The following is a 19,651-nucleotide window of genomic DNA, read 5'->3' on the forward strand; positions in this document are numbered from 1 at the left end:
ATACATTCAAAGCCAATGCCGAGTTTTGAAAAGAACTCAAAGATTGCCAAAGGCGGATGCAGGCCTGGTTTATCATGCCCGATAATGATGATCTCGGGCTTTAGTTCGACAAGCGGCGCCGCTGACTGTTCATCAAAATCAATGATGGTCAGGATTGGCCAGGAGGCAAGAATTTTTTCCTGGCTGATGATAAGGCTTCTCTCATAGAATGTGTCATTGACTTTAACTTTTGTTTCAGAATATGCCTGAATCGCATGCTTTTCTGCTTTTTCCAGTGAAATCTGCATGGTTTTTATGAACTCAATATTTTATACTCCCTGAAGTATAACACAGGGGTGAAAATCATGAGTCAATTTCCAAGAATCAATCGCTTGCCGCCATATGTGTTTAATACATTAAACCAGCTCAAGGCTGAAGCTCGGGCGAAAGGTGAGGATATTATTGATTTTGGCATGGGCAACCCTGACCAGCCGACGCCTCCGCATATTGTCGATAAATTAATCGAAACGGCAAAACGCCCTGAAACGCATCGCTATTCCATGTCGCGGGGAATCCCTCGCTTGCGGCGCGCTATGGCGAATTGGTATCAGAGAAATTATCAGGTAACCCTGGATAGCGATAAGCAGGTATTAACCACAATTGGCTCAAAGGAAGGGCTTGCCCATCTCGCCCTGGCTATCTCCGGCCCCGGCGATACTGTTTTAGTTCCTGATCCAACTTATCCTATTCATACCTATGGTTTTGTTATTGCGGGCGCTAATGTTAAGCAGATTCCCTTGCAGGATGATGCGCAGTTTTTGCGTGATCTGGAGCAGGCTATTACGCAAACCTGGCCAAAACCCAAGGCCTTGGTGATTAATTTTCCGGCTAATCCAACGACCCGTTGTGTTGAGTATGGTTTTTTTGAAGAGATAGTGGCTTTGGCCAAGCGGCATCATATTTGGGTTATTCATGATCTTGCCTATGCAGACATTGTGTTTGATGGCTACAAGGCCCCGTCAATCCTTCAGGTTCCCGGGGCAACGGATATCGCGGTTGAAACCTATTCATTGTCCAAATCCTATAACATGCCGGGTTGGCGGGTTGGTTTTGTGTGCGGTAATGAGGAGCTGGTGGCAGCCTTGGCCCGCATCAAATCTTATCTGGATTATGGAACGTTTACCCCCATTCAAGTTGCAGCAATCACGGCTTTGGAGGAGTCGGATGAGCATGTAGAAGAAATAAGAAAGCTGTATGAAAAACGTCGTGATATTTTGTGTCATGGGCTGCAAGAAGCGGGCTGGCCTGTGATGAAGCCCCGGGCAACCATGTTTGTCTGGGCTGAAATTCCTTCAGTATACCGCCATATGGGTTCTCTTGAATTTTGCAAATATTTATTGAAGGAGGCTCATATTGCCGTATCTCCCGGTATTGGTTTCGGCCAGCATGGTGAGGGCTTTGTCCGCTTTGGATTAATCGAGAACCCCTTACGTATCAGGCAGGCGTTACGGAACTTGAAAGCTTTGTTGAGGCGGGATGGGTTACTTCAGGCTGTTTAAGGATGGATGTAATTGTCAATGACAGGCTGGAATCGTTGCCTGAAGGCAGCATCCAGGTGCCGGGTTATGGGGATTTTTATTATCATCTTTTATCCTGTCTCGGTTATTCATCTAATCATTTTCCGCTGGCCGACCTCTTGCGGCGTTGCCATGGGCTTGAAGGCGACTGGTATATTGCCTCCTTAATTCATTGGCAGGCAACCCATAATGATGCCATGATTACTGCTTCTCCGGATGATTTAAAATTATCTGAGCTTGAGGCGAGACTATGGTTTGCTGCGCTGAAGGAATTTATTGCTGCTGAAAATATGGAGCTTTTTTACAGTAATCCTCACTTATGGCTGATTCAGTGTAAACAACCGCGGACAATTCAAGCAAAACCTCTTTATGATGTGCTTAACCAATCCATGATGACCCATATCAGGAATCTGGATAGTACCCTTCACTGGCAGCGGTTTATTACTGAATGCCAAATGTTTCTTGGTTCTCATTCGTTAAATGATAACCGGCCGGATTTGCCGATCAACGGGTTATGGGTTTGGGGCGGGGGCGCGCTTGCAAAACCGGGTACACGGCCAATTATTTCTGGTGACTCGGGGTACTCATATCTTGCCTCTTTTCTATCAACAAAAGTGATCCCGTATGAGCCTCGACGTTCTTATCCTGACAATGCTGTTTTACTTTTTGCAACACTGGCTGTTAAAGATTTGGCGAATTTGCAAAATCAATTAAAACATTACACGGTAAACTGGCATTGGAATAATCTTTCATATACCACCAAACCTCGGAAATGGTGGTCGCGTCTTTGGAGTAAATGATGCTGATTAAACATAGGCCCTTGTCAAACGAAGAGTTTATTGGTGTTTCCATACCCAAGGTTTTGCGGCGAATTTATTCAGCCAGGGGAATTATCAATGAAGCGCAATTAGATAAACGTCTTAAGGCTTTACTGCCATTTGACACAATGCGGGACATTCAAAAGGCTGCAATGCGGCTTGTGCGCGCAATATCCAAACAAGAAAGAATACTGATCATTGGTGACTTCGATGCGGATGGAGCTACATCCAGCGCGCTGGCTGTGAGCGCCCTCAAGGCGATGGGCGCAATGCAGGTTGAGTTTTTAGTGCCCAATCGCTTTGAATTTGGTTATGGATTGACGCCTGCCATTATTGATGTGGCAAAAAAATGGCATCCAAACCTGGTTATTACAGTAGATAATGGAATTGCAAGTATCGATGGTGTTGCTGCGGCAAACGCAGCCGGCATCGATGTTTTAATCACTGATCATCATTTGCCCGGCGAAATATTGCCTGAGGCCTTCGCGATTGTAAATCCCAATCAGCCTGGAGATAATTTTCCGAGCAAAGCCATTGCCGGGGTCGGGGTAATTTTCTATGTGATGCTGGCGCTCCGCCGTCAATTGAAAGAAAGCGGATGGTTTAACGCACAAAATATTCCAGAGCCTAACATGTCTCAATTTCTCGATCTGGTGGCTTTGGGTACAGTTGCGGATGTCGTTTCACTTGATCAGAACAATCGAATACTGGTGAGTCAGGGATTGGCGCGTATTCGCCAGGGGTTATGCCGTCCTGGCATTCGCGCTCTGGCTGAAGTCTCTGGGAGAAAATGCGATCGCATCAGGGAGTCGGACTTGGGTTTTGCTATAGCCCCAAGATTAAATGCGGCCGGCCGCCTCGATGATATGTCTTTGGGCATTGAGTGCCTTTTATGTGACAATTATGATAAAGCTTTTTCTCTTGCAAGCCATTTGGATGAATTGAACCTTGAGCGGCGCCGTATTGAAGCAGAAATGAAAGAGCAGGCATTCGAGGCTTTGGAACAATTCAATTCACAAGCGCATAAAAACGCGCATGAACTCCCCCTGGCATTGTGCCTTGTTGATCCAGACTGGCACCAAGGCGTTATCGGTATTCTTGCGGGCCGTTTAAAAGAACAATATCACCGCCCGGTTATTATCTTTGCAGAAGTCAGCAAAAGCGAGCTTAAGGGGTCGGCGCGCTCCATTCCTGGGTTGAATATCCGAGATGTATTGGCCGAGATTGATAAAGATAACCCAAAACTTATCAGTAAATTTGGCGGTCATGCCATGGCAGCAGGGCTTAGTATTCATCCTGAGCAATTTCAGGCATTTAGAGATGCTTTTATAAAAGAAGCCGCAAAACACATAGACGCTTCCCATTGCCGGGGGGAATTGCTGACAGACGGGCCGTTGCGCGCAGATGAAATAAACCTTGAATTGGCTTGCCTCCTACAGGAAGCGGGTCCCTGGGGACAGCATTTTCCCGAGCCGATTTTTGATAATACCTTTGAAGTATTGGAGCAGCGGCTTGTTGGACAAAATCACTTAAAATTAACCTTGATGCATGAGGAAGGGGGAAATCCCTTAGATGCCATAGCCTTTAACATTGATGCACAACAATGGCCTAATCATCATGCGCGCTATATTCACGCAGCATATAAACTTGATGTTAATAATTATGCCGGGCGTACCAAATTACAGCTTATTATTGATTACATGCAGGTAAAATGATAGAAAAAAGGTTAGGCTCGTCTGGTCATCGCTGCCATTAAGGTAAGGATTTTTGTCATTCCCGCGCAGGCGGGAATCTATCTCAATGCTGGTACTGTGCTAACACAAGCATGGGTCCCCGCCTGCGCGGGGATGACACTATACGGCTTAACTTAATGGCAGTGCGCCTGGGTATCTCCTCATTTTGGTGTTTTGAAGCGAAAATTGAGATAATTTACTGCCGTAAATGATGACCTGATTATTTTAGGAAAATACAATGGCTACTCCTTCCGATTTAAAAGCATGTGATTTAATCATTTTTGGTACGAAAGGAGATTTGGCATGCCGGAAATTACTGCCCGCGCTATATCAATTACAGAAAGCGAAGTTATTACACCCAGATAGCCGCATTATAGGTGTGGCGCGCGATGAGTGGACGCAAGGCAGCTATTTAGACTTTGTCAAAGAGAAGCTTCAAACCTTTTTAAAAGAAGAGCTGGACTTTGAGGCATGGAATAAATTGCAGCAAAAATTGAGCTATGTTCAGATAGATCTTCTCCAGGCGAAAGATTATATGCGGCTTGCAGATAAAACCGATCCGAAAACCCGCATTCCAATCAGTTATTTCGCAACACCTCCTTCTCTTTTTGGCCAAATCAGTCAGGGGCTTTCAGAAGCAGGCCTCACAAGCGAGCCCGCCAGAGTCGTGCTTGAAAAACCAATTGGGCAGGATTTGGTTTCATCAAAAGAAATCAATGACCAGGTTGCCTGCTATTTCAATGAAAGCCAGATTTACAGAATTGATCATTATCTAGGCAAGGAAACGGTTTTGAATTTACTGGCTTTGCGTTTTGCCAACACCATTTTTGCTTCCAACTGGGATAGAACAATGATCGATCATGTACAGATTACAGTTGCTGAAGAAGTGGGAGTTGAGGGCCGCTGGGCTTATTATGATGAAGCGGGTCAAATGCGGGATATGGTGCAAAATCATCTCTTGCAAATCCTCTCGCTGATAGCAATGGAACCGCCTGTCAGTCTCGATGCGGACAGCATACGCGATGAAAAACTCAAGGTTTTGAAGGCATTGAGGCCAATTGATGTGAGCAATGCCCAGGAAAAAACAGTCCGCGGGCAATACACTTCAGGCTATATCAACGGACATCCGGTACCAGGTTACCTTGAAGAAAAAAACGCAAAAGGCAGCAGCCTGACAGAAACTTTTGTAGCGCTTAAGGTCGATATTGATAACTGGCGTTGGTCTGGGGTTCCATTTTATTTAAGAACAGGTAAAAGAATGCCTAGAAAATTGAGCGAGGTGGTCATCTGCTTTAAGCACCAGCCCCTTAATATTTTTTACAAGGCCTACAAACAATTACCGCCTAATAAACTGATTATTCGATTACAGCCCGATGAGGGTGTTGAAGTGCAGATTATGAATAAAATCCCAGGCCTCGATGAAGCGATGCGCATACGCCAAACCAAACTGGACTTAAGTTTCGATACAACATTTAAATCGCAGCGGATAGCAGATGCTTATGAACGTTTGCTGTTGGAAGCGATGCTTGGCAATCAATATCTTTTTGTCAGGCGCGACGAGGTTGAACAGGCCTGGACATGGGTTGATGGTATTATTAATGCGTGGCAATATCATAATGAGCCGCCTCGGCCATACCAGGCAGGAAGTTCAGGGCCAATAGCCGCCATTTCTTTACTGGCTCGCGATGACCGGCAATGGGATGAGTGACATGCAATTGACCAGTTATGAAAGTAAAGAGATACTCAGTCAGGAATTTGCTGCGAAAATCAGGGCGATTTTAAGTGAGGCTATTGCGCTGAGAAATCAAGCGTTTTTGGCTGTTTCAGGAGGTCAAACTCCTCTGCAATTGTTTAAAATCCTTTCTAAAATTGAACTTGCCTGGCATTTGGTTACCGTTACTTTAGTGGATGAACGTATCGTGGATGTGAATTCTCCTGAAAGCAATGAATATTGGGTCAAGCGATATTTGCTTCAAGGGAAGGCTTCCAGAGCAAACTTTATCAGCCTGCATGCTCAAAATATCAATGAAACCGTTGCCGCGTTGCCGCCATTTGACGTTTTAATTCTTGGCATGGGAGAAGACGGCCATACCGCATCCTTGTTTCCCTGTTGTGCTGAATTGACAAAAGCGCTTGCGGATGAAGAAGATAAAGCCATCATGTTTACCAATCCCCTGTCAGCATCCCATGCCCGGATAACGATGACTAAAAAGCGTCTTTTAAGCAGTTTGCATATTTTCTTACATATTATCGGTGAGAAAAAAAAGGAGGTTTTACAGAAAGCATTCACTGTGAATAATCCCAATCTTATGCCCGTTTGTGCATTTTTGTCCCAGCCTGAACTGCAAATTCTGTATGCGCCCCAGTGAGGTATTTTATGCATCCCGTGATCAAGCAAGTGACAGCACGCATCAGAGATAGATCTGAAAGCATTCGCAAGAATTATACCTCCAATCTGGAAAACGCTTGCAACGCGAAGCCGCAACGCTCTGGATTACAATGTGGAAATTTAGCCCACGGTTTCGCCGCCTGCTCTGCTCGAGACAAATTTGACTTGCGTGGTTTATCAAAAGCGAATATCGCCATTATTTCGGCATACAACGATCTATTATCCGCGCACCAGCCGTATGAAACATATCCCCAGTTGATTAAAGACGCTATTCATGAGGCAGGAGGTGTTGCGCAATTTGCAGGCGGTGTCCCCGCTATGTGCGATGGCATTACCCAGGGTCAGCCTGGCATGGAACTAAGTCTTATGAGCCGTGATGTGATTGCTATGGCTGCGTCAATCGCGCTTGCGCATAATCTGTTTGACGGCGGCTTAATGCTTGGCATATGCGATAAAATTGTCCCAGGATTGTTGATGGCGGCTTTAAGATTTGGCCATTTGCCTTTTATTTTTGTGCCGGCAGGGCCTATGCCTTCTGGAATATCCAATCTTGAGAAAGCGCGCATCCGCCAACGGTATGCAGAAGGGAAGGCAGATAAATCAGAGCTTTTGGATGCTGAAGTAGCATCTTACCATTCGCCTGGAACCTGTACATTTTACGGTACTGCAAATTCCAACCAGCTGTTGATGGAAATAATGGGATTGCATCTGCCGGGCGCTTCCTTCGTCAATCCCGGCACACCGCTTAGAACCGCATTAACCAGAGCTGCTGCAAAGCGGATTGTTCAGTTAACAGGCTTAAATCAGGAGTATTTGCCAATCGGAAAACTGTTTAGCGTCCAAACTCTGGTGAATGGAATGGTGGGGTTATTGGCAACCGGTGGTTCTACAAACCACACCATGCATCTGGTGGCTATTGCAGAGTCAGCGGGTTTTTTAATTAACTGGGATGATTTTGCGGAGCTATCAAAAGTGACTCCGTTAATTGCCCGCGTCTATCCAAATGGTCAGGCGGATATCAATCATTTTCAGCGTGCCGGCGGGATGGCTTTTTTAATACATACTCTTCTGGATGGCGGACTCCTGCATGAAGACGTCCACACGGTGATGGGATTTGGCCTTCGGCATTATACCAAAGTTCCAACGCTGAAAGAGGGTGAAATAGTCTGGCGGGAAGGGGTTCATGAGCCTCTTGACCCGGATGTTTTGACTTCCATTGCAAAGCCTTTTAAACCGGAAGGCGGGCTTGGTGTGCTCTCCGGCAATCTTGGTCGCGCGGTTATAAAAACTTCTTCACTGCCTGATGGCAGGCAATCTATAGAAGCTCCAGCAGAAGTATTTTCTTCTCAGGAGGAGATGGAGCGGGCTTTTAAATCCGGTCAGTTAGATAAAGATTGTATCGTGGTGGTCCGCTTTCAAGGACCTAAAGCCTGCGGGATGCCGGAGCTTCACAAACTGACTCCCATATTGGGCGTTTTGCAAGATCGGGGATATAACGTTGGCTTGATTACAGACGGCAGAATGTCCGGGGCTTCAGGAAAAATTCCTGCAGCAATTCATGTGACTCCTGAAGCTTGCGAGGGGGGGGCGATCGCGAAAATTCAATCTGGCGATATGATTTTAATGGATTGGGGACAGGGCAGGCTGGAGTTGCAAATCGCCAAAGAAATTTTAGAGAGTCGGAAAGATGCCGGTTTTAATAGAAATAACCCTGCGGGATATGGGCGTGAGCTGTTCAATGGAATGAGGAGCCTTATAACCAGCGCTGAACAGGGAGCCTGCAGTTTATTCATAAACAGGGTATGCCCATGAGCAGTTTCAATCATTTTTTAAATAATGAATATGCTGTTGTTGCAGATATTGGTGGAACCAATGCTCGTTTTAGCCGGGTTAACCTGAGCAATATGGTATTGGATAAAACGGTGATTTATTCTTGTGCCCGCTTTACAAGCCTTTCTTCAGCTTTTATACACTATCGAAGAGACCAGGGTTTAATGGCAATTAATTGCGTGGCGGTCGCCATTGCCTGCCCTGTTATTCGGGACAAAGTCTCTATGACCAATTGCAACTGGCAATTTTCTATTAAAGCCTTGAAGCGCCAATTGAATCTCAGCCATTTGGTGGTTTTGAATGATTTTGCGGCAGCAGCGATGAGTTTGCAGGTTTTAGCCGATGAGGAAATGATCCAGATTGGCGGAGATAAAATTCAGCCTCAACACCCGAAAGTACTATTAGGCGCCGGCACAGGATTAGGTACCGCCTTTCTCATTCCCGTTGGTGGACGATTTTCTCCTGTTGCAAGTGAGGCAGGACATACCGATTGGAAAGCAGAAACTGGGCAGGAAAAATTTATTCAGAGATTTCTTGCCAAGCGGTTTGGACATGTTTCGGCAGAACGCGTTTTATCGGGGCCTGGCTTAGAGTGCCTTTATCTTGCCTTGGCGGCATATGAGAATAAATCAGTTAACCCTTTAAGCGCTTCAGATATCGCAAAACTTGCCCTGTTGGATCAATCAACTTTGGCCAGGGGCGCTGTTATGCAATTTTTCTCAAGTTTTGGATCCATGGCAGGCGATTTGGCTTTGACTTTAAATGCCCTGGGCGGGGTTTACATAGCAGGCGGCATTGTTCCAAAATTATTGCCTCTGATTCATGCCAGTGATTTTCGAAGCCGTTTTGAAGACAAAGGGCGGTTTAGAGAATTTAATTCGAAGATTCCATGTTTTGTGGTTAATTCAGCCCATCCAGGCTTAATCGGCGCTGCACTCTATTTAAAACAATTAATGGATAACGAAAATGGTTTTTCCCGATTGGCAATTACAGCCTGAATACCTGTTCAGTCAGTGTAAAATTATCCCAGTTTTGACGGTTCAAGAGCCGGAAACAGCAGTTGCCCTCGCTCAGGCGCTATTGTCAGGAGGGATGAATGTATTGGAAATTACGCTTCGCACCTCTACTGCTTTAGAAATCATCCGCATACTGTCCCTGGAATTCCCTCAAGCAATCATTGGCGCAGGCACCGTTTTAAATTCTGCCCAACTGGACTTGGCAATGAAGGCCGGGGCAAAATTTGCCCTAAGTCCTGGCGTGACCCCCGCGCTTTTAAATGCAGCAAAGAGCGGCCGAATACCTTTTATCCCTGGGTGCAGCCACGTATCCGAAATCATGGTTGCAATGGATTATGGTTTTCAACATTTTAAGCTTTTCCCGGCGGAAGCCATAGGCGGGAAGGCTTTTTTAAAAGCAATCCATGCGCCGTTGCCAAATATCCGTTTTTGTCCAACAGGCGGTATTAACACGCAAAACTATCTGCAATACCTCAATCTACCCAATGTAGACTGTGTGGGCGGGTCATGGATGATAGATTCTGAAAGCATAGAAAGAAAGGAATGGCAACAAATTACCGCCAGTTGTCAGGAAATGCTTTCAGGGCTCAGAGATTAAACGCGTGCGAATAAAGCATTATCCGTCTACTGAATCGATGATTACACGCGTTCCTTTCATGCCTCCCTCGGGAAGATCGATAAACTCCTCATTGAGCCAGCGCGCATCTTCGATAAACATACGCACACATCCATGACTGGCTCGGTAGCCTGGCACCACACTGCTGCCATGCAGAGCAAAACCACGGAAGAAATGCATACAATATGGCATTTCAGCGCCGCCATGATTTCCATCAGCCCGTCGTGGGAATGCCGTAGAAATGCAGTCAATATCTTGTTTGCGGATAATACGAAATGATCCTGATGGCGTTTTGCAGTATCCATCTCTGCTTGAACAGCGGCCGGAACCGGAAGAAAGGGGACCCCACCAGATGAGTTCTCCATTTTCATCATATGCGCCCCAGGCCAGTTTTTTTTGGCTAACAAAGATGGTTTTCTCGCCGTCTGATTCGATATATCTTGGAAAAGGAGAAACATCATAAATCGTTAACCGGTCAATATTTTTAGGAATCGCAATTTTCATGCCCGGCCGCAAGCGTATATTCATGCGGTTGATGCGCCGGACAATATCTCGTTCTTCGAGATTGGGAAAAAGGCTCTCCCAGCTTTCTCCGCTCCTGACTTTGATGCAAAAATAATCAGGTTCATTACATAAAGTTTCCCCAAAGCGTTGTACGGCGTGGCTGACTGGCTGGGCTAATAAAAGAAATAGAGAAGCGATTATCAACCCTGGACGTTTCATAGTTACCTCATTAAAACCGGTATATTCAGTTTAACGGCAGGTTTTAGTAAAACTTGAAAGATAAACAAGCGCTACCAGAATTTTCGCGTTATAATACAGGGCATTTCAAAAGAGTAGGGATTGTTAATTTATGAGCTGGCTAAAAAAACTTTTGCCTTCAAGAATTAGAACTGAGACTTCACAGAAAAAAGGCGTACCGGAGGGATTGTGGGTAAAATGTCAGGGTTGTAATGAAGTGCTCTACAGCACTGAGCTTATAAAAAATCTTTCAGTATGCCCCAAGTGCAACCATCATCACCGTATCACGGCAAGGCAGCGCATAGAACAGTTTCTTGATAGGACTGGCCAGGAAGAAATTGCAAGAGAACTTGAGCCGGTAGACCGGTTAAAATTTCGGGACTCAAAAAAGTATAAAGACCGCATCTCCCAGGCTCAAAAATCGACGGGCGAAAAGGAAGCATTAATCGCAGTTAAAGGAACATTGAAAGACTTGCCTGTGGTGGTCAGCGCATTTGAATTCAACTTTATGGGCGGCTCTATGGGTGCCACAGTTGGCGAGAAATTTGTACGCGCAGTAAAAGTAGCTGCGGAAGAAAAAAGAGCCTATATTTGCTTCACTGCAAGCGGCGGTGCGCGCATGCAGGAGGGATTGTTTTCCTTAATGCAGATGGCTAAGACCTCTGCTGCACTTGCAAAATTCTCTGAAACTGGCCTTCCCTTTATTGTGGTTTTAACAGATCCAACCATGGGGGGCGTATCGGCGAGCTTTGCCAGTTTGGGTGACATTATTATTGCTGAGCCAAATGCCTTGATTGGCTTTGCAGGTCCGCGGGTTATTGAACAAACGGTAAGGCAAACTTTGCCAGAAGGTTTTCAGCGAAGCGAGTTTCTGCTGGAGCACGGGCATATCGATATGATTGTGCCCCGTAAGGCAATGCGAGCGACAATAGCTGAACTGGTTTCCAAACTCAGGCGTCAAGTCCGTGTCAATGAGACAATTTAGTCACTTTTCTTTATCCGATTGGTTGGTTCATCTTGAAAACCGCCATCCTCAGGAAATTCAGCTCGGTTTGACCCGTATTCAAAAGGTGGCAAGAGATTTAAATTTGCTTGATTTAGCTGTTCCTGTGATCACAGTCGCAGGTACCAATGGCAAAGGTTCTACCGTCTCAGCTTTGGAAGCCATATATCTTGCCGCCGGCTACCAGGTTGGCAGTTATACATCACCTCATCTGTTTGCCTTCAATGAGCGAATTCGTATTAATGGCCAGCCAATCGAAGATAATGATTTATGCGAGGCTTTCGCAAATATTGAACATGGCAGAGGCGATACCCCTTTAACCTATTTTGAGATGGCAACACTTGCCGCACTTTGGCATTTTAAACAATTGCCCCTTGACTTGATTGTTTTGGAAGTTGGTATGGGCGGCAGACTTGATGCAACCAATATTATTGATGCTGATTTGGCCATCATCACAACAATTGCGCTGGATCATGAACAATTTTTAGGTAGAAATAAAGAAGCCATTGGTTTTGAAAAAGCAGGAATTTTGCGAAGCAACATTCCCTTCATCTATGCGGATATCGAACCGCCGATAAGTATTCGCACTGCAGCCAGAAATCTGGGTACGCGCATGCTTTGTTTGGAAGAACACTATTCCTATTTGTCTTTTTCCGATCACTTGCAAATTACCTGCATGGGAAAAACCTGGGAACCGTTGCCTTCTCCTGCAATTAATCATAAGGCTGCAACTGCTGCAGTAATAGCAAGTTATCTTTTACGAACCCGCTTGGCCATCTCCCCCTGTCATTGGCAAAGCGCCATGCAAAGGGTATGCCTTATGGGAAGGCAACAGTTCATCAAGGGGGAGGTTGCTGCTGTGTTTGATGTAGCCCATAATCCGCAAGCAGTCATGCTGCTTGCGGATTTTATAAAAAAGATAAATTGTAAAGGCACGGTTCATGGCGTCTTTTCAGCATTGCAAGATAAGGATCTTTACGGTTTAATTAAACCTATGCATGCACACATAGCTGAATGGTATCCAGCGCTTTTATGCAATAAACGGGCAGCGTCGGAATCTGCCTTAATGACAGCGTTTGAACAGGCATTAAATAAAAAACCCATGTGCCATCAAAACCCCATAAAAGCGTTTCAGGCGGCCTTAACTCAGGCAAATCCAGGTGATTTGATTGTTGTATATGGTTCGTTTGTGACGGTCGGCGAGTTATTGGCAAAATATCAGGCAGGAGAATTAAAGTGAAGTTTAGGCTGGAGGAGCGCGTAAAGCATCGATTGGTAGGCTTGGTTGTGATTTTATCATTGATGACCGTACTATTGCCCGCAATCATGAAAAAATCCAATCACCAATTGGATGAAAACATGAATCTTTCTGTACGGCTGCCTGCAAAACCCATTTCTCCCAAAGTAGAGATTCCTGAAGAAAAAGCCCTGTTTGAAACAGTTAAAATTGCCGAGGTCGATTTAACCGTTCGCAGTGAAATTGCAAAATTACCGCAGACTGTAAAAGCTGAACCCTTGCAACAGAAAGAAAAAATGATTGCGGTTAGTAACGTTAAACCGCAAACAAACCCTGCCAATGAATTGAAAAAATTAAAGTCTGTTGCCAAAACCAAGATCCATGAAAGTTATGCAGTCCAGTTGGCTTCTTTTTCTGTCAAAAAAAACGCGGAAGCATTAGTCAAAAAATTGCGTGATAAGGGTTACAAGGCAAATTACAACAAATTCAGTGGTAAAAAGGGCGATTATTATCAAGTCATTGTTGGCAAGGTCGCCCGACCCGAAGAAGCGAGGGCGCTACAAAAACAATTAGCAGAGAGCATTAAATTACAAGGATTTGTAATCAAAACAGGAGTCAGTTAAATATGACTGGACATTGGTTTGATTATCTGATTATCACAATCATCGGGCTTTCTGTTTTAACCGGATTGTTTCGGGGTTTTGTGAAAGAGCTCGTTGCTTTAGGCGTGTGGATTTTAGCTTTTTGGTTTGCTTATCACTATTCTTATGCGCTTGAACCATGGCTTGAGCCATATTTGGAAGATCAAACCCTGCGCACAGGGATATCTTTTATCGCTGTTTTACTTGCTACATTGACTGCCGGCGGTTTATTCAATGCGCTGCTGGCTTTTATTCTTAAGCGTTCCGGTTTGAGCGCAACAGATCGGATCCTGGGAATGGGCTTTGGCATCATTCGCGGTATTTTTATCGTTGCTTTACTGATTGTCGCTGTCAAAATGACCTCTCTGCCAGATCAGGAATACAGGCAACAAAGTCAATTTTATGCCAAATTTGATCCAGTGGTGAACTGGATATCAGGATTGATGCCTGAATTCATCAAGCAAGTCAGTCTCCTTGAGAGAAAAGAAGAAAATCCCCGTGTTTCTTTACCTAATCAAGATTACCAAATCCTGCCTAAGCTTGATGAGTTTCAGTTTATGGAAGATGAAAATTAGACATTGCTGAAACCTCATGGAGTATAGGCTAATTTATCGATATAGTTTGTACTCTTGAATATAACTGAATACTGGTGTTGGCAGATAAGGCCCGATGTCTTTTCCTTCCTTGATCTGCTTACGAAGCCAGGTTGATGAAATATCATAATGGCCAGCATCGAAGCAATAAATTTTTCCGCAGGTTGATTTTAAAAAGTCATGTTTGTTCATGGTCTTATGATTTTTTAAAACCGTTTTGAGCGGTTCTTCAGTGACTTCAGAAGAAATATGCGGTCTGTGAAGAACAAGTAGATTGCATAATTGTAAAATTTCCTGCCATTGATACCATTTAGGCAGCTGTTTGAATGCATCCATGCCAAGAATTAAGGTGACAGGTATTCGAACTCCGAAATCTTTACGGTAACTTTTCAAAGTTTCAACCATATAGGATGGGCTCTCACGGTTTATTTCCCGAAGATCAACTGAAAATTTCGGGTAGCGAATCAAGCCCAGTTTTAACATGCTGATGCGCTGCTCGACAGAAGCCTGGGCATCTTTTTTTAATACGGGAAACTTGCAGGGCAGGAATATAATTTCTTCAAAATTAAATTCTTTCTGCACAGTAAGCGCTGTTTTTAAATGACCATTATGAAATGGGTCAAAGCTTCCGCCATAAATTGCCAAATTTTTCGGCCTGGTTCCAGTCATATTTTGCTACGGAGAGTATGAGGCATATATCGCATACCTAAAAATGTTAAGTATATTAGCTCAAAAACAGAAATAAGTTAATTTTCAAAAACGTTCATCATGCAAGAATAATCATCAGTATTAAAAATATTGCAAAATGCATAAAAATAACACATAATGAGGCTTCGCCTATTTGAGAATGATGTTATGAGAAAAATTCTGGTGATTAATGGACATGGCGCCAAATTAAGCGACAATGTAAATATTAATCCGCAACATAGCTTCATCACCCCTGGCGATGCCTCTCACAGCTATGTGTTATCTTTTGATAACATGAATCGGCATTTGGAAGAAATGACCTGCCGAAATCAAATATGGCCTATCCATGATGATGAGCAAGAGATCCAATGGCACCATTATCAACGTAATAATATCAATGATATAACAATCTCTCCTTTGCAACAGAATTTTTCTTTTGTGATGTTTGCAAGCTCCTTGCTTAACAAAAAAACCGGGTGGGAGAAATTGACCACTCCGGAACATGATGTATTAGAGCGGGGCGCTCTGGCTGTAAGGCAGGGAAATAAAATTATTGTCCTTGAACAAGAGGCATTGAAAGAATATTTAACAAATGCCCAGAAGGGAACTCACGCGGGGACGCCTGTATTTTTTTGCGATAAAGAACTTGGCAAGATAAAGCCGGTAAGCGATACAACCCTTTCTGAAATTTATACCGGCATACAAGCAATAAAAGAATTCCAGTCTACGGGCACCTCTGTTATTGTGGCAACCTGCAGCCCAAATGCAAAAACGGCAAAAAACATATGTGTCAAGACAAAGCTTTCTCCGTATCCTATTGACCATGTGATGACTAAGCAAAAGGGTGATGCTATGAACAAAGGACCGAGTCCACTTAGAACATTATTGGATAAAGTAGAGAAAAATACGGGAAATTTTTCATCTTATGAGACTTCTCTCGGGAAGGGTGAAAACATTCCATTTACAGATAAACCGGCGCAACAATTTTTAGCGGGCTTAGATGTAGCAAACAAGATTGAGCAGTTATCAAAGAAGCCAACAGGGAAAATAAACGTTCAGGATATAAAGGACGTCACCATATGTAGCCTTGGCTCAGAAAATCCTTTGGTTATTCCGAAAGCGCGCATTGAAAGATTACTGAAAAGCGCCAAGGTTTATGTGAATAATGATATTTTTCCAAAAGGATTATACAGAAAAGCCAAGGTTACTACCCAGGATAAATCCATATCTGCAGCGGCCCGTAAACACTGGCAAAATTTAGCGGTAGGGGTTTGCCATGCGCAGGAGATTGACTTATTGGTAGACCAGCAAATCGATAAAGAAGGGCGTGCCATAGCAGCGCCTAGAACGGGGAAAATAGAGGAAGGTTCGCCGGCAATCCTTTTACTTTCCACCCCCGCTTTAAATTTTGCTTATGGAACTGCACGTTTTTTAACACAGAAGCAACAGGAAAAATTTATTGCAGGAATGTATCGGAATTTGTTTTCAGTAGCCGTTAGGGAAGGTCGCGAATACATTGCCATGCCAGCTGCTGGACTTAGCGTTTTTGGTGGCAATTGTCAGCAGTATTTTAAAATTTTAATGGAAGTGGCAGAAGAATTTCCAAATCTCAATGTCATTTATCATCCAGCCAAGTACAGCAAGGAATTTGATGAGGCACTAAACAAAGCAGGTAACCCTTCCAATATTGTACGGGCAAGCAAGGATGTCGTTTTTATTGCAGATCAATTAACAAAAGAAGGCAAGCTTTGCGCGCTTCATAACCCTTCTGATGAAGATGCGGTTTATGGCATATATGATATCGGCCAATATTGGAAAAACGGCAAAGGGGCTGGATATGTTGGCGAAGAGCATATTGGTTCAATGACAACCGCGCCGCTAAACAGTAAAGGTTTAAACCCGGATGCTTTCGATCAACATTTGGTCGAATGGCAGTTTAAACTTAAAGTTAATGAAAAAGCACAAAAACAATTTGAGGATGCGCTGAAATCGCTTCACAATGTAATAGAAAAATTTAGTAAAAATGGTGATGCCAATCGCAAAGAAGCTGCAGAAAAATTGTATGGTGGCTTGTCGGTTGCGTCTCAAGAGTATCTCAAAGAGCCGAATGAAGAAACCTATCAGACTTTTAAACAACAAAGCGATGAACTCATTCAGGAGGCCCGCAAAACATTGGATACAGTTGAGAGCAAGCAAATCCTTGCCAATCTTGCTTTGGCTGTAGTCGGTCTTGGGGTTTTCTATGCTGTAGCAATCGTGGCCAATAAAGCGCTTAACGGACGTTTCTTGTTCTTTCCGCCAGAGTCTGCCCGAAAAATTGACAGCACTGAGAAAAGTGCGATTGGCCTCACTGTGGAACGGTAAAGGCTTTTAGCCCCGGGAGTAAAATGAATTTTTCAGTGGATAATAGAATAGAAGAAAGCAGCATTGCACTGGAAGACTGGGAGCTCAGCAGGGTTTTTTTAAAAAATGAATCACGTATGGTATGGTTTATTCTTGTGCCCAGAGTGGATTCAATAACGGAAATTGAACATCTGAATATTCAGCATCAACACCAGGTCATGGATGAAATTACCAAACTATCCAGATTTATCAATCTGACCTTTAAACCAGATAAAATCAATGTCGGCGCGTTAGGTAATCTTGTTGCGCAACTCCATATCCATGTGGTCGGCCGATTTACCCATGATCCCTTCTGGCCGCATGGTATCTGGCAGCCTGGTTATACACCCTTGCCATATTCAGCCGAAGAGCTGACAGAACTCAAATCAGCTTTTAAATCATTTTTTGCGAGTGTAGCTTAAACTAGAACCTGTGTTCATTTACAATTTTGTCATTTGAATTTTTGAGCCATGCTCCTGAACCATTGTTGAGCCTAGAGCCTTTTCCAGGGGCTCTTTTAGGGATGGCTTGGCATTTGGGTGCTGTTTAAGAAATTCTTTTGCCAAATTCTTAAGATCCGGATCATTTGGATTTTTGGAAAGATCAGATGCCAGTTGCTTAACATGGCTTTCCCGCATGTGACTCGTAAATTGCTTATAGTCTTTTTTAACTGCGTCAAAGTCTTGTTGTTCAAGTTTGTCAAATCCCTTTTTGGCAATTGCTTGTTGACATAGCAATATGCCATGTATATTGGAACGAGTATTGGCAATTGTGCAGTTATCGCACTTTTGCGGGCTCTGCTTGAAAGAATGGACAGGTTCTTTGTTTCCTGCGACTTCTTTGATAAGTTCCATTTGTGCAGTATAGGATGATCCATTATGATGGCCGTTTATTGCCTTGTTAATAAAATCAGGGTTCACTTGACTTAAATCATCAATACGATAAATTTGGGTGCCGCAACCGGTCAACTTACTGCCTACTCCCCGATTGGTATACACCAGGTATCCAGATTTGCTGCCCGGCCCATCAGGTACAACAGACATACCCATAGCATGCCCTTTACAGGAGATTGGGATGGTGGTTATTTTCCCCTCTTGAATTCGTTTAGCCAGCTCTTCACCTGCTGCTGGAACTCTCTGTGATGTGCTGCTAGAAAATGCACAAGCTTTATTAGAAAACTGGTAGGCATCTGCAATCGCTTTAAAATTCTGGTTAGATGGTTGATTTTTTGCAAAATCTGAAACCGAATTGGTCATTAACTGGTAGGTGGGCTGAATATGGCCAAATTGAGAATGGGTGCCATCCTGGCTAGTCATCTTTATGCCAAGGACAAGACCATACTTTTTTACAGTATGCAGCTCTTCTTTTTTTGCCTCTTTTGAAATTAAATCGCTGAAGCCTGCTTCTTTGGCAGCCTTGCTGTCAAGGGAAATTTCAAACGCTGCCCTTTCTATTGGACCTGCTTCTGCGCCGTAGTCCATTAATTTTTTAGCCAGGCTGAAATTTTGATTTTGGAAGGCATAGACTAACGGGCTTTGGCCATACTCATTTTCTACTTGATTTAAAGCACTTCGGGTATCAAGTCCATATTGTTCAGCAAGTTTTTGGAGCTCGGCTTTCAGGTATTCGCTGCGAAGATTTTCTTCAAGTAATTGGATAAGGCGGTTAAACAACACCTCATTTTCAATTTTTGCTTTATTGGCTGCAATTTTTTTATCATGCTCAGTATCCTGCTCCTTGTTTGAGTAGAGCTTACCAAGCATTTCAAAGAGATCGCGGGAGCTTAGCTTATTGCCAGAGTTTAAAGGTGATAATGCCATAATATACTCGCCATTTTATGTATATTATTAAGAATAGATGGATTCATTATACTAGACAAGAATATCTAATGATGCAAATATTTTTCTCTATTCGTAAAATAATTGCATATTTGGGAAGTAAAATTATCAAGATCATTGACTGAGTGGTGAGAATTTCTCTAATTCCAGATTATCAGTTTCATTATGCTGTTGACGATGTCTGAATACCTGATATACTTGCAACCCATTGACCGGAGAGATGGCCGAGTGGTCGAAGGCGCTCCCCTGCTAAGGGAGTATGGGCCAAAAGCCCATCGAGGGTTCGAATCCCTCTCTCTCCGCCACGGACACGCGCCCGTAGCTCAGTTGGATAGAGTATCTGGCTACGAACCAGGGGGTCGGAGGTTCGAATCCTTCCGGGCGCGCCATTTTTATTCATTTCAAAATATGAAGGCATATAGCCTTATCCCATGGTTATTATCAAATGATATACCAAGATAACCAATAAACGCGTCCTACCCTAACCTCATTGATTGTAGAGTTAAAAAAATTATTTTATAAATTCCAATCTCTAATGTTTGCTGCTATCTTTACTGAACAAAATCACCGC

At 43.8% G+C, this 19,651-nt stretch carries 18 protein-coding genes and 2 tRNA genes; 16 read left to right on the forward strand and 4 right to left on the reverse strand.

What is annotated here, in order from left to right; genetic code table 11:
- A partial coding sequence (locus Llon_RS11745) for an MTH938/NDUFAF3 family protein (protein WP_058529216.1) occupies nucleotides 1-287 on the reverse strand: 287 nt, incomplete at its 3' end.
- 57 nt (nucleotides 288-344) lie between these two features.
- Here Llon_RS11745 and alaC point away from each other — a divergent pair.
- The 8 genes from alaC to Llon_RS06310 all read left to right on the forward strand — a co-directional run bounded on the left by alaC (nucleotide 345) and on the right by Llon_RS06310 (nucleotide 9,940).
- Nucleotides 345-1,538, forward strand: coding sequence for an alanine transaminase (alaC, locus tag Llon_RS06275; protein WP_058529217.1), 1,194 nt, complete (start codon nucleotides 345-347; stop codon nucleotides 1,536-1,538).
- A gap of 2 nt (nucleotides 1,539-1,540) precedes the next feature.
- Nucleotides 1,541-2,356 (forward strand): hypothetical protein, encoded by an 816-nt coding sequence (locus Llon_RS06280; protein WP_058529218.1) that lies wholly within the window; start codon nucleotides 1,541-1,543, stop codon nucleotides 2,354-2,356.
- Nucleotides 2,356-4,089, forward strand: a complete 1,734-nt coding sequence (gene recJ / locus Llon_RS06285) for a single-stranded-DNA-specific exonuclease RecJ (RefSeq protein WP_058529219.1) — start codon at nucleotides 2,356-2,358, stop codon at nucleotides 4,087-4,089. The genes Llon_RS06280 and recJ overlap by 1 nt, the downstream gene beginning before the upstream one ends.
- A gap of 256 nt (nucleotides 4,090-4,345) precedes the next feature.
- Complete coding sequence (gene zwf / locus Llon_RS06290) at nucleotides 4,346-5,815, forward strand: glucose-6-phosphate dehydrogenase (protein ID WP_058529220.1); 1,470 nt, start codon at nucleotides 4,346-4,348, stop codon at nucleotides 5,813-5,815.
- Between the two features lies 1 nt (nucleotide 5,816).
- Nucleotides 5,817-6,476: a 6-phosphogluconolactonase gene (gene pgl / locus Llon_RS06295; protein ID WP_058529221.1), complete on the forward strand. Its 660-nt coding sequence runs from the start codon at nucleotides 5,817-5,819 to the stop codon at nucleotides 6,474-6,476.
- Nucleotides 6,477-6,484: 8 nt separating this feature from the next.
- Nucleotides 6,485-8,308: a phosphogluconate dehydratase gene (gene edd, locus Llon_RS06300; RefSeq protein ID WP_058529222.1), complete on the forward strand. Its 1,824-nt coding sequence runs from the start codon at nucleotides 6,485-6,487 to the stop codon at nucleotides 8,306-8,308.
- On the forward strand, nucleotides 8,305-9,324 hold the full coding sequence (glk, locus tag Llon_RS06305; RefSeq protein ID WP_058529223.1) for a glucokinase: 1,020 nt from the start codon (nucleotides 8,305-8,307) through the stop codon (nucleotides 9,322-9,324). Before edd ends, glk begins: the two co-directional genes overlap by 4 nt.
- The gene (locus tag Llon_RS06310; protein WP_058529224.1) at nucleotides 9,293-9,940 is read left to right on the forward strand and encodes a bifunctional 4-hydroxy-2-oxoglutarate aldolase/2-dehydro-3-deoxy-phosphogluconate aldolase; all 648 of its coding nucleotides are present in this window, start codon (nucleotides 9,293-9,295) and stop codon (nucleotides 9,938-9,940) included. The genes glk and Llon_RS06310 overlap by 32 nt, the downstream gene beginning before the upstream one ends.
- Before the next feature lie 18 nt (nucleotides 9,941-9,958).
- Here Llon_RS06310 and Llon_RS06315 read toward each other — a convergent pair whose 3' ends face one another.
- Nucleotides 9,959-10,681, reverse strand: coding sequence for a L,D-transpeptidase (locus Llon_RS06315; RefSeq protein WP_058529225.1), 723 nt, complete (start codon nucleotides 10,679-10,681; stop codon nucleotides 9,959-9,961).
- Nucleotides 10,682-10,811: 130 nt separating this feature from the next.
- Between Llon_RS06315 and accD the strand changes: the two genes are divergently transcribed.
- Genes accD through Llon_RS06335 form a run of 4 tightly spaced genes read left to right on the forward strand, consistent with a single transcriptional unit; the run spans nucleotide 10,812 to nucleotide 14,155 of the window.
- Nucleotides 10,812-11,684, forward strand: coding sequence for an acetyl-CoA carboxylase, carboxyltransferase subunit beta (gene accD, locus Llon_RS06320; RefSeq protein ID WP_058529226.1), 873 nt, complete (start codon nucleotides 10,812-10,814; stop codon nucleotides 11,682-11,684).
- The gene (gene folC / locus Llon_RS06325; RefSeq protein WP_058529227.1) at nucleotides 11,671-12,942 is read left to right on the forward strand and encodes a bifunctional tetrahydrofolate synthase/dihydrofolate synthase; all 1,272 of its coding nucleotides are present in this window, start codon (nucleotides 11,671-11,673) and stop codon (nucleotides 12,940-12,942) included. Before accD ends, folC begins: the two co-directional genes overlap by 14 nt.
- Nucleotides 12,939-13,562 carry an SPOR domain-containing protein gene (locus Llon_RS06330; protein ID WP_058529228.1) on the forward strand — a complete coding sequence of 208 codons (624 nt, stop codon included), beginning with the start codon at nucleotides 12,939-12,941 and terminating at the stop codon, nucleotides 13,560-13,562. The genes folC and Llon_RS06330 overlap by 4 nt, the downstream gene beginning before the upstream one ends.
- A gap of 2 nt (nucleotides 13,563-13,564) precedes the next feature.
- Complete coding sequence (locus Llon_RS06335) at nucleotides 13,565-14,155, forward strand: CvpA family protein (RefSeq protein ID WP_058529229.1); 591 nt, start codon at nucleotides 13,565-13,567, stop codon at nucleotides 14,153-14,155.
- 33 nt (nucleotides 14,156-14,188) lie between these two features.
- Here Llon_RS06335 and nadD read toward each other — a convergent pair whose 3' ends face one another.
- On the reverse strand, nucleotides 14,189-14,842 hold the full coding sequence (nadD, locus tag Llon_RS06340) for a nicotinate-nucleotide adenylyltransferase (RefSeq protein ID WP_058529230.1): 654 nt from the start codon (nucleotides 14,840-14,842) through the stop codon (nucleotides 14,189-14,191).
- Nucleotides 14,843-15,028: 186 nt separating this feature from the next.
- Between nadD and Llon_RS06345 the strand changes: the two genes are divergently transcribed.
- A complete protein-coding gene (locus Llon_RS06345) occupies nucleotides 15,029-17,224 on the forward strand; it encodes a hypothetical protein (RefSeq protein ID WP_058529231.1) in 2,196 nt (731 codons plus the stop codon).
- 23 nt (nucleotides 17,225-17,247) lie between these two features.
- Complete coding sequence (locus Llon_RS06350) at nucleotides 17,248-17,664, forward strand: HIT domain-containing protein (RefSeq protein WP_058529232.1); 417 nt, start codon at nucleotides 17,248-17,250, stop codon at nucleotides 17,662-17,664.
- Between the two features lie 18 nt (nucleotides 17,665-17,682).
- Here the strand turns inward: Llon_RS06350 and ankD are convergent, their stop codons facing one another.
- On the reverse strand, nucleotides 17,683-19,062 hold the full coding sequence (gene ankD / locus Llon_RS06355) for a Dot/Icm T4SS effector AnkD/LegA15 (protein ID WP_058529233.1): 1,380 nt from the start codon (nucleotides 19,060-19,062) through the stop codon (nucleotides 17,683-17,685).
- A 232-nt stretch (nucleotides 19,063-19,294) separates the two neighbouring features.
- Here ankD and Llon_RS06360 point away from each other — a divergent pair.
- Nucleotides 19,295-19,385, forward strand: a tRNA-Ser gene (locus Llon_RS06360).
- 7 nt (nucleotides 19,386-19,392) lie between these two features.
- Nucleotides 19,393-19,469: transfer RNA gene (locus Llon_RS06365), tRNA-Arg, on the forward strand.
- The last annotated feature ends 182 nt before the right edge of the window (nucleotides 19,470-19,651 follow it).

The sequence above is a fragment of the Legionella londiniensis genome (assembly GCF_001467825.1).
Classification (GTDB): Bacteria; Pseudomonadota; Gammaproteobacteria; order Legionellales; family Legionellaceae; genus Legionella_A; species Legionella_A londiniensis.

Excerpts from the sequence above, each read along its gene's own strand:
- alaC (WP_058529217.1), top strand. The coding sequence starts at position 345 with ATGAGTCAATTTCCAAGAATCAATCGCTTGCCGCCATATGTGTTTAAT.
- Llon_RS06280 (WP_058529218.1), top strand. The coding sequence starts at position 1,541 with ATGGATGTAATTGTCAATGACAGGCTGGAATCGTTGCCTGAAGGCAGC.
- recJ (WP_058529219.1), top strand. The coding sequence starts at position 2,356 with ATGCTGATTAAACATAGGCCCTTGTCAAACGAAGAGTTTATTGGTGTT.
- zwf (WP_058529220.1), top strand. The coding sequence starts at position 4,346 with ATGGCTACTCCTTCCGATTTAAAAGCATGTGATTTAATCATTTTTGGT.
- pgl (WP_058529221.1), top strand. The coding sequence starts at position 5,817 with ATGCAATTGACCAGTTATGAAAGTAAAGAGATACTCAGTCAGGAATTT.
- edd (WP_058529222.1), top strand. The coding sequence starts at position 6,485 with ATGCATCCCGTGATCAAGCAAGTGACAGCACGCATCAGAGATAGATCT.
- glk (WP_058529223.1), top strand. The coding sequence starts at position 8,305 with ATGAGCAGTTTCAATCATTTTTTAAATAATGAATATGCTGTTGTTGCA.
- Llon_RS06310 (WP_058529224.1), top strand. The coding sequence starts at position 9,293 with ATGGTTTTTCCCGATTGGCAATTACAGCCTGAATACCTGTTCAGTCAG.
- Llon_RS06315 (WP_058529225.1), bottom strand. The coding sequence starts at position 10,681 with ATGAAACGTCCAGGGTTGATAATCGCTTCTCTATTTCTTTTATTAGCC.
- accD (WP_058529226.1), top strand. The coding sequence starts at position 10,812 with ATGAGCTGGCTAAAAAAACTTTTGCCTTCAAGAATTAGAACTGAGACT.
- folC (WP_058529227.1), top strand. The coding sequence starts at position 11,671 with ATGAGACAATTTAGTCACTTTTCTTTATCCGATTGGTTGGTTCATCTT.
- Llon_RS06335 (WP_058529229.1), top strand. The coding sequence starts at position 13,565 with ATGACTGGACATTGGTTTGATTATCTGATTATCACAATCATCGGGCTT.
- nadD (WP_058529230.1), bottom strand. The coding sequence starts at position 14,842 with ATGACTGGAACCAGGCCGAAAAATTTGGCAATTTATGGCGGAAGCTTT.
- Llon_RS06345 (WP_058529231.1), top strand. The coding sequence starts at position 15,029 with ATGAGAAAAATTCTGGTGATTAATGGACATGGCGCCAAATTAAGCGAC.
- Llon_RS06350 (WP_058529232.1), top strand. The coding sequence starts at position 17,248 with ATGAATTTTTCAGTGGATAATAGAATAGAAGAAAGCAGCATTGCACTG.
- ankD (WP_058529233.1), bottom strand. The coding sequence starts at position 19,062 with ATGGCATTATCACCTTTAAACTCTGGCAATAAGCTAAGCTCCCGCGAT.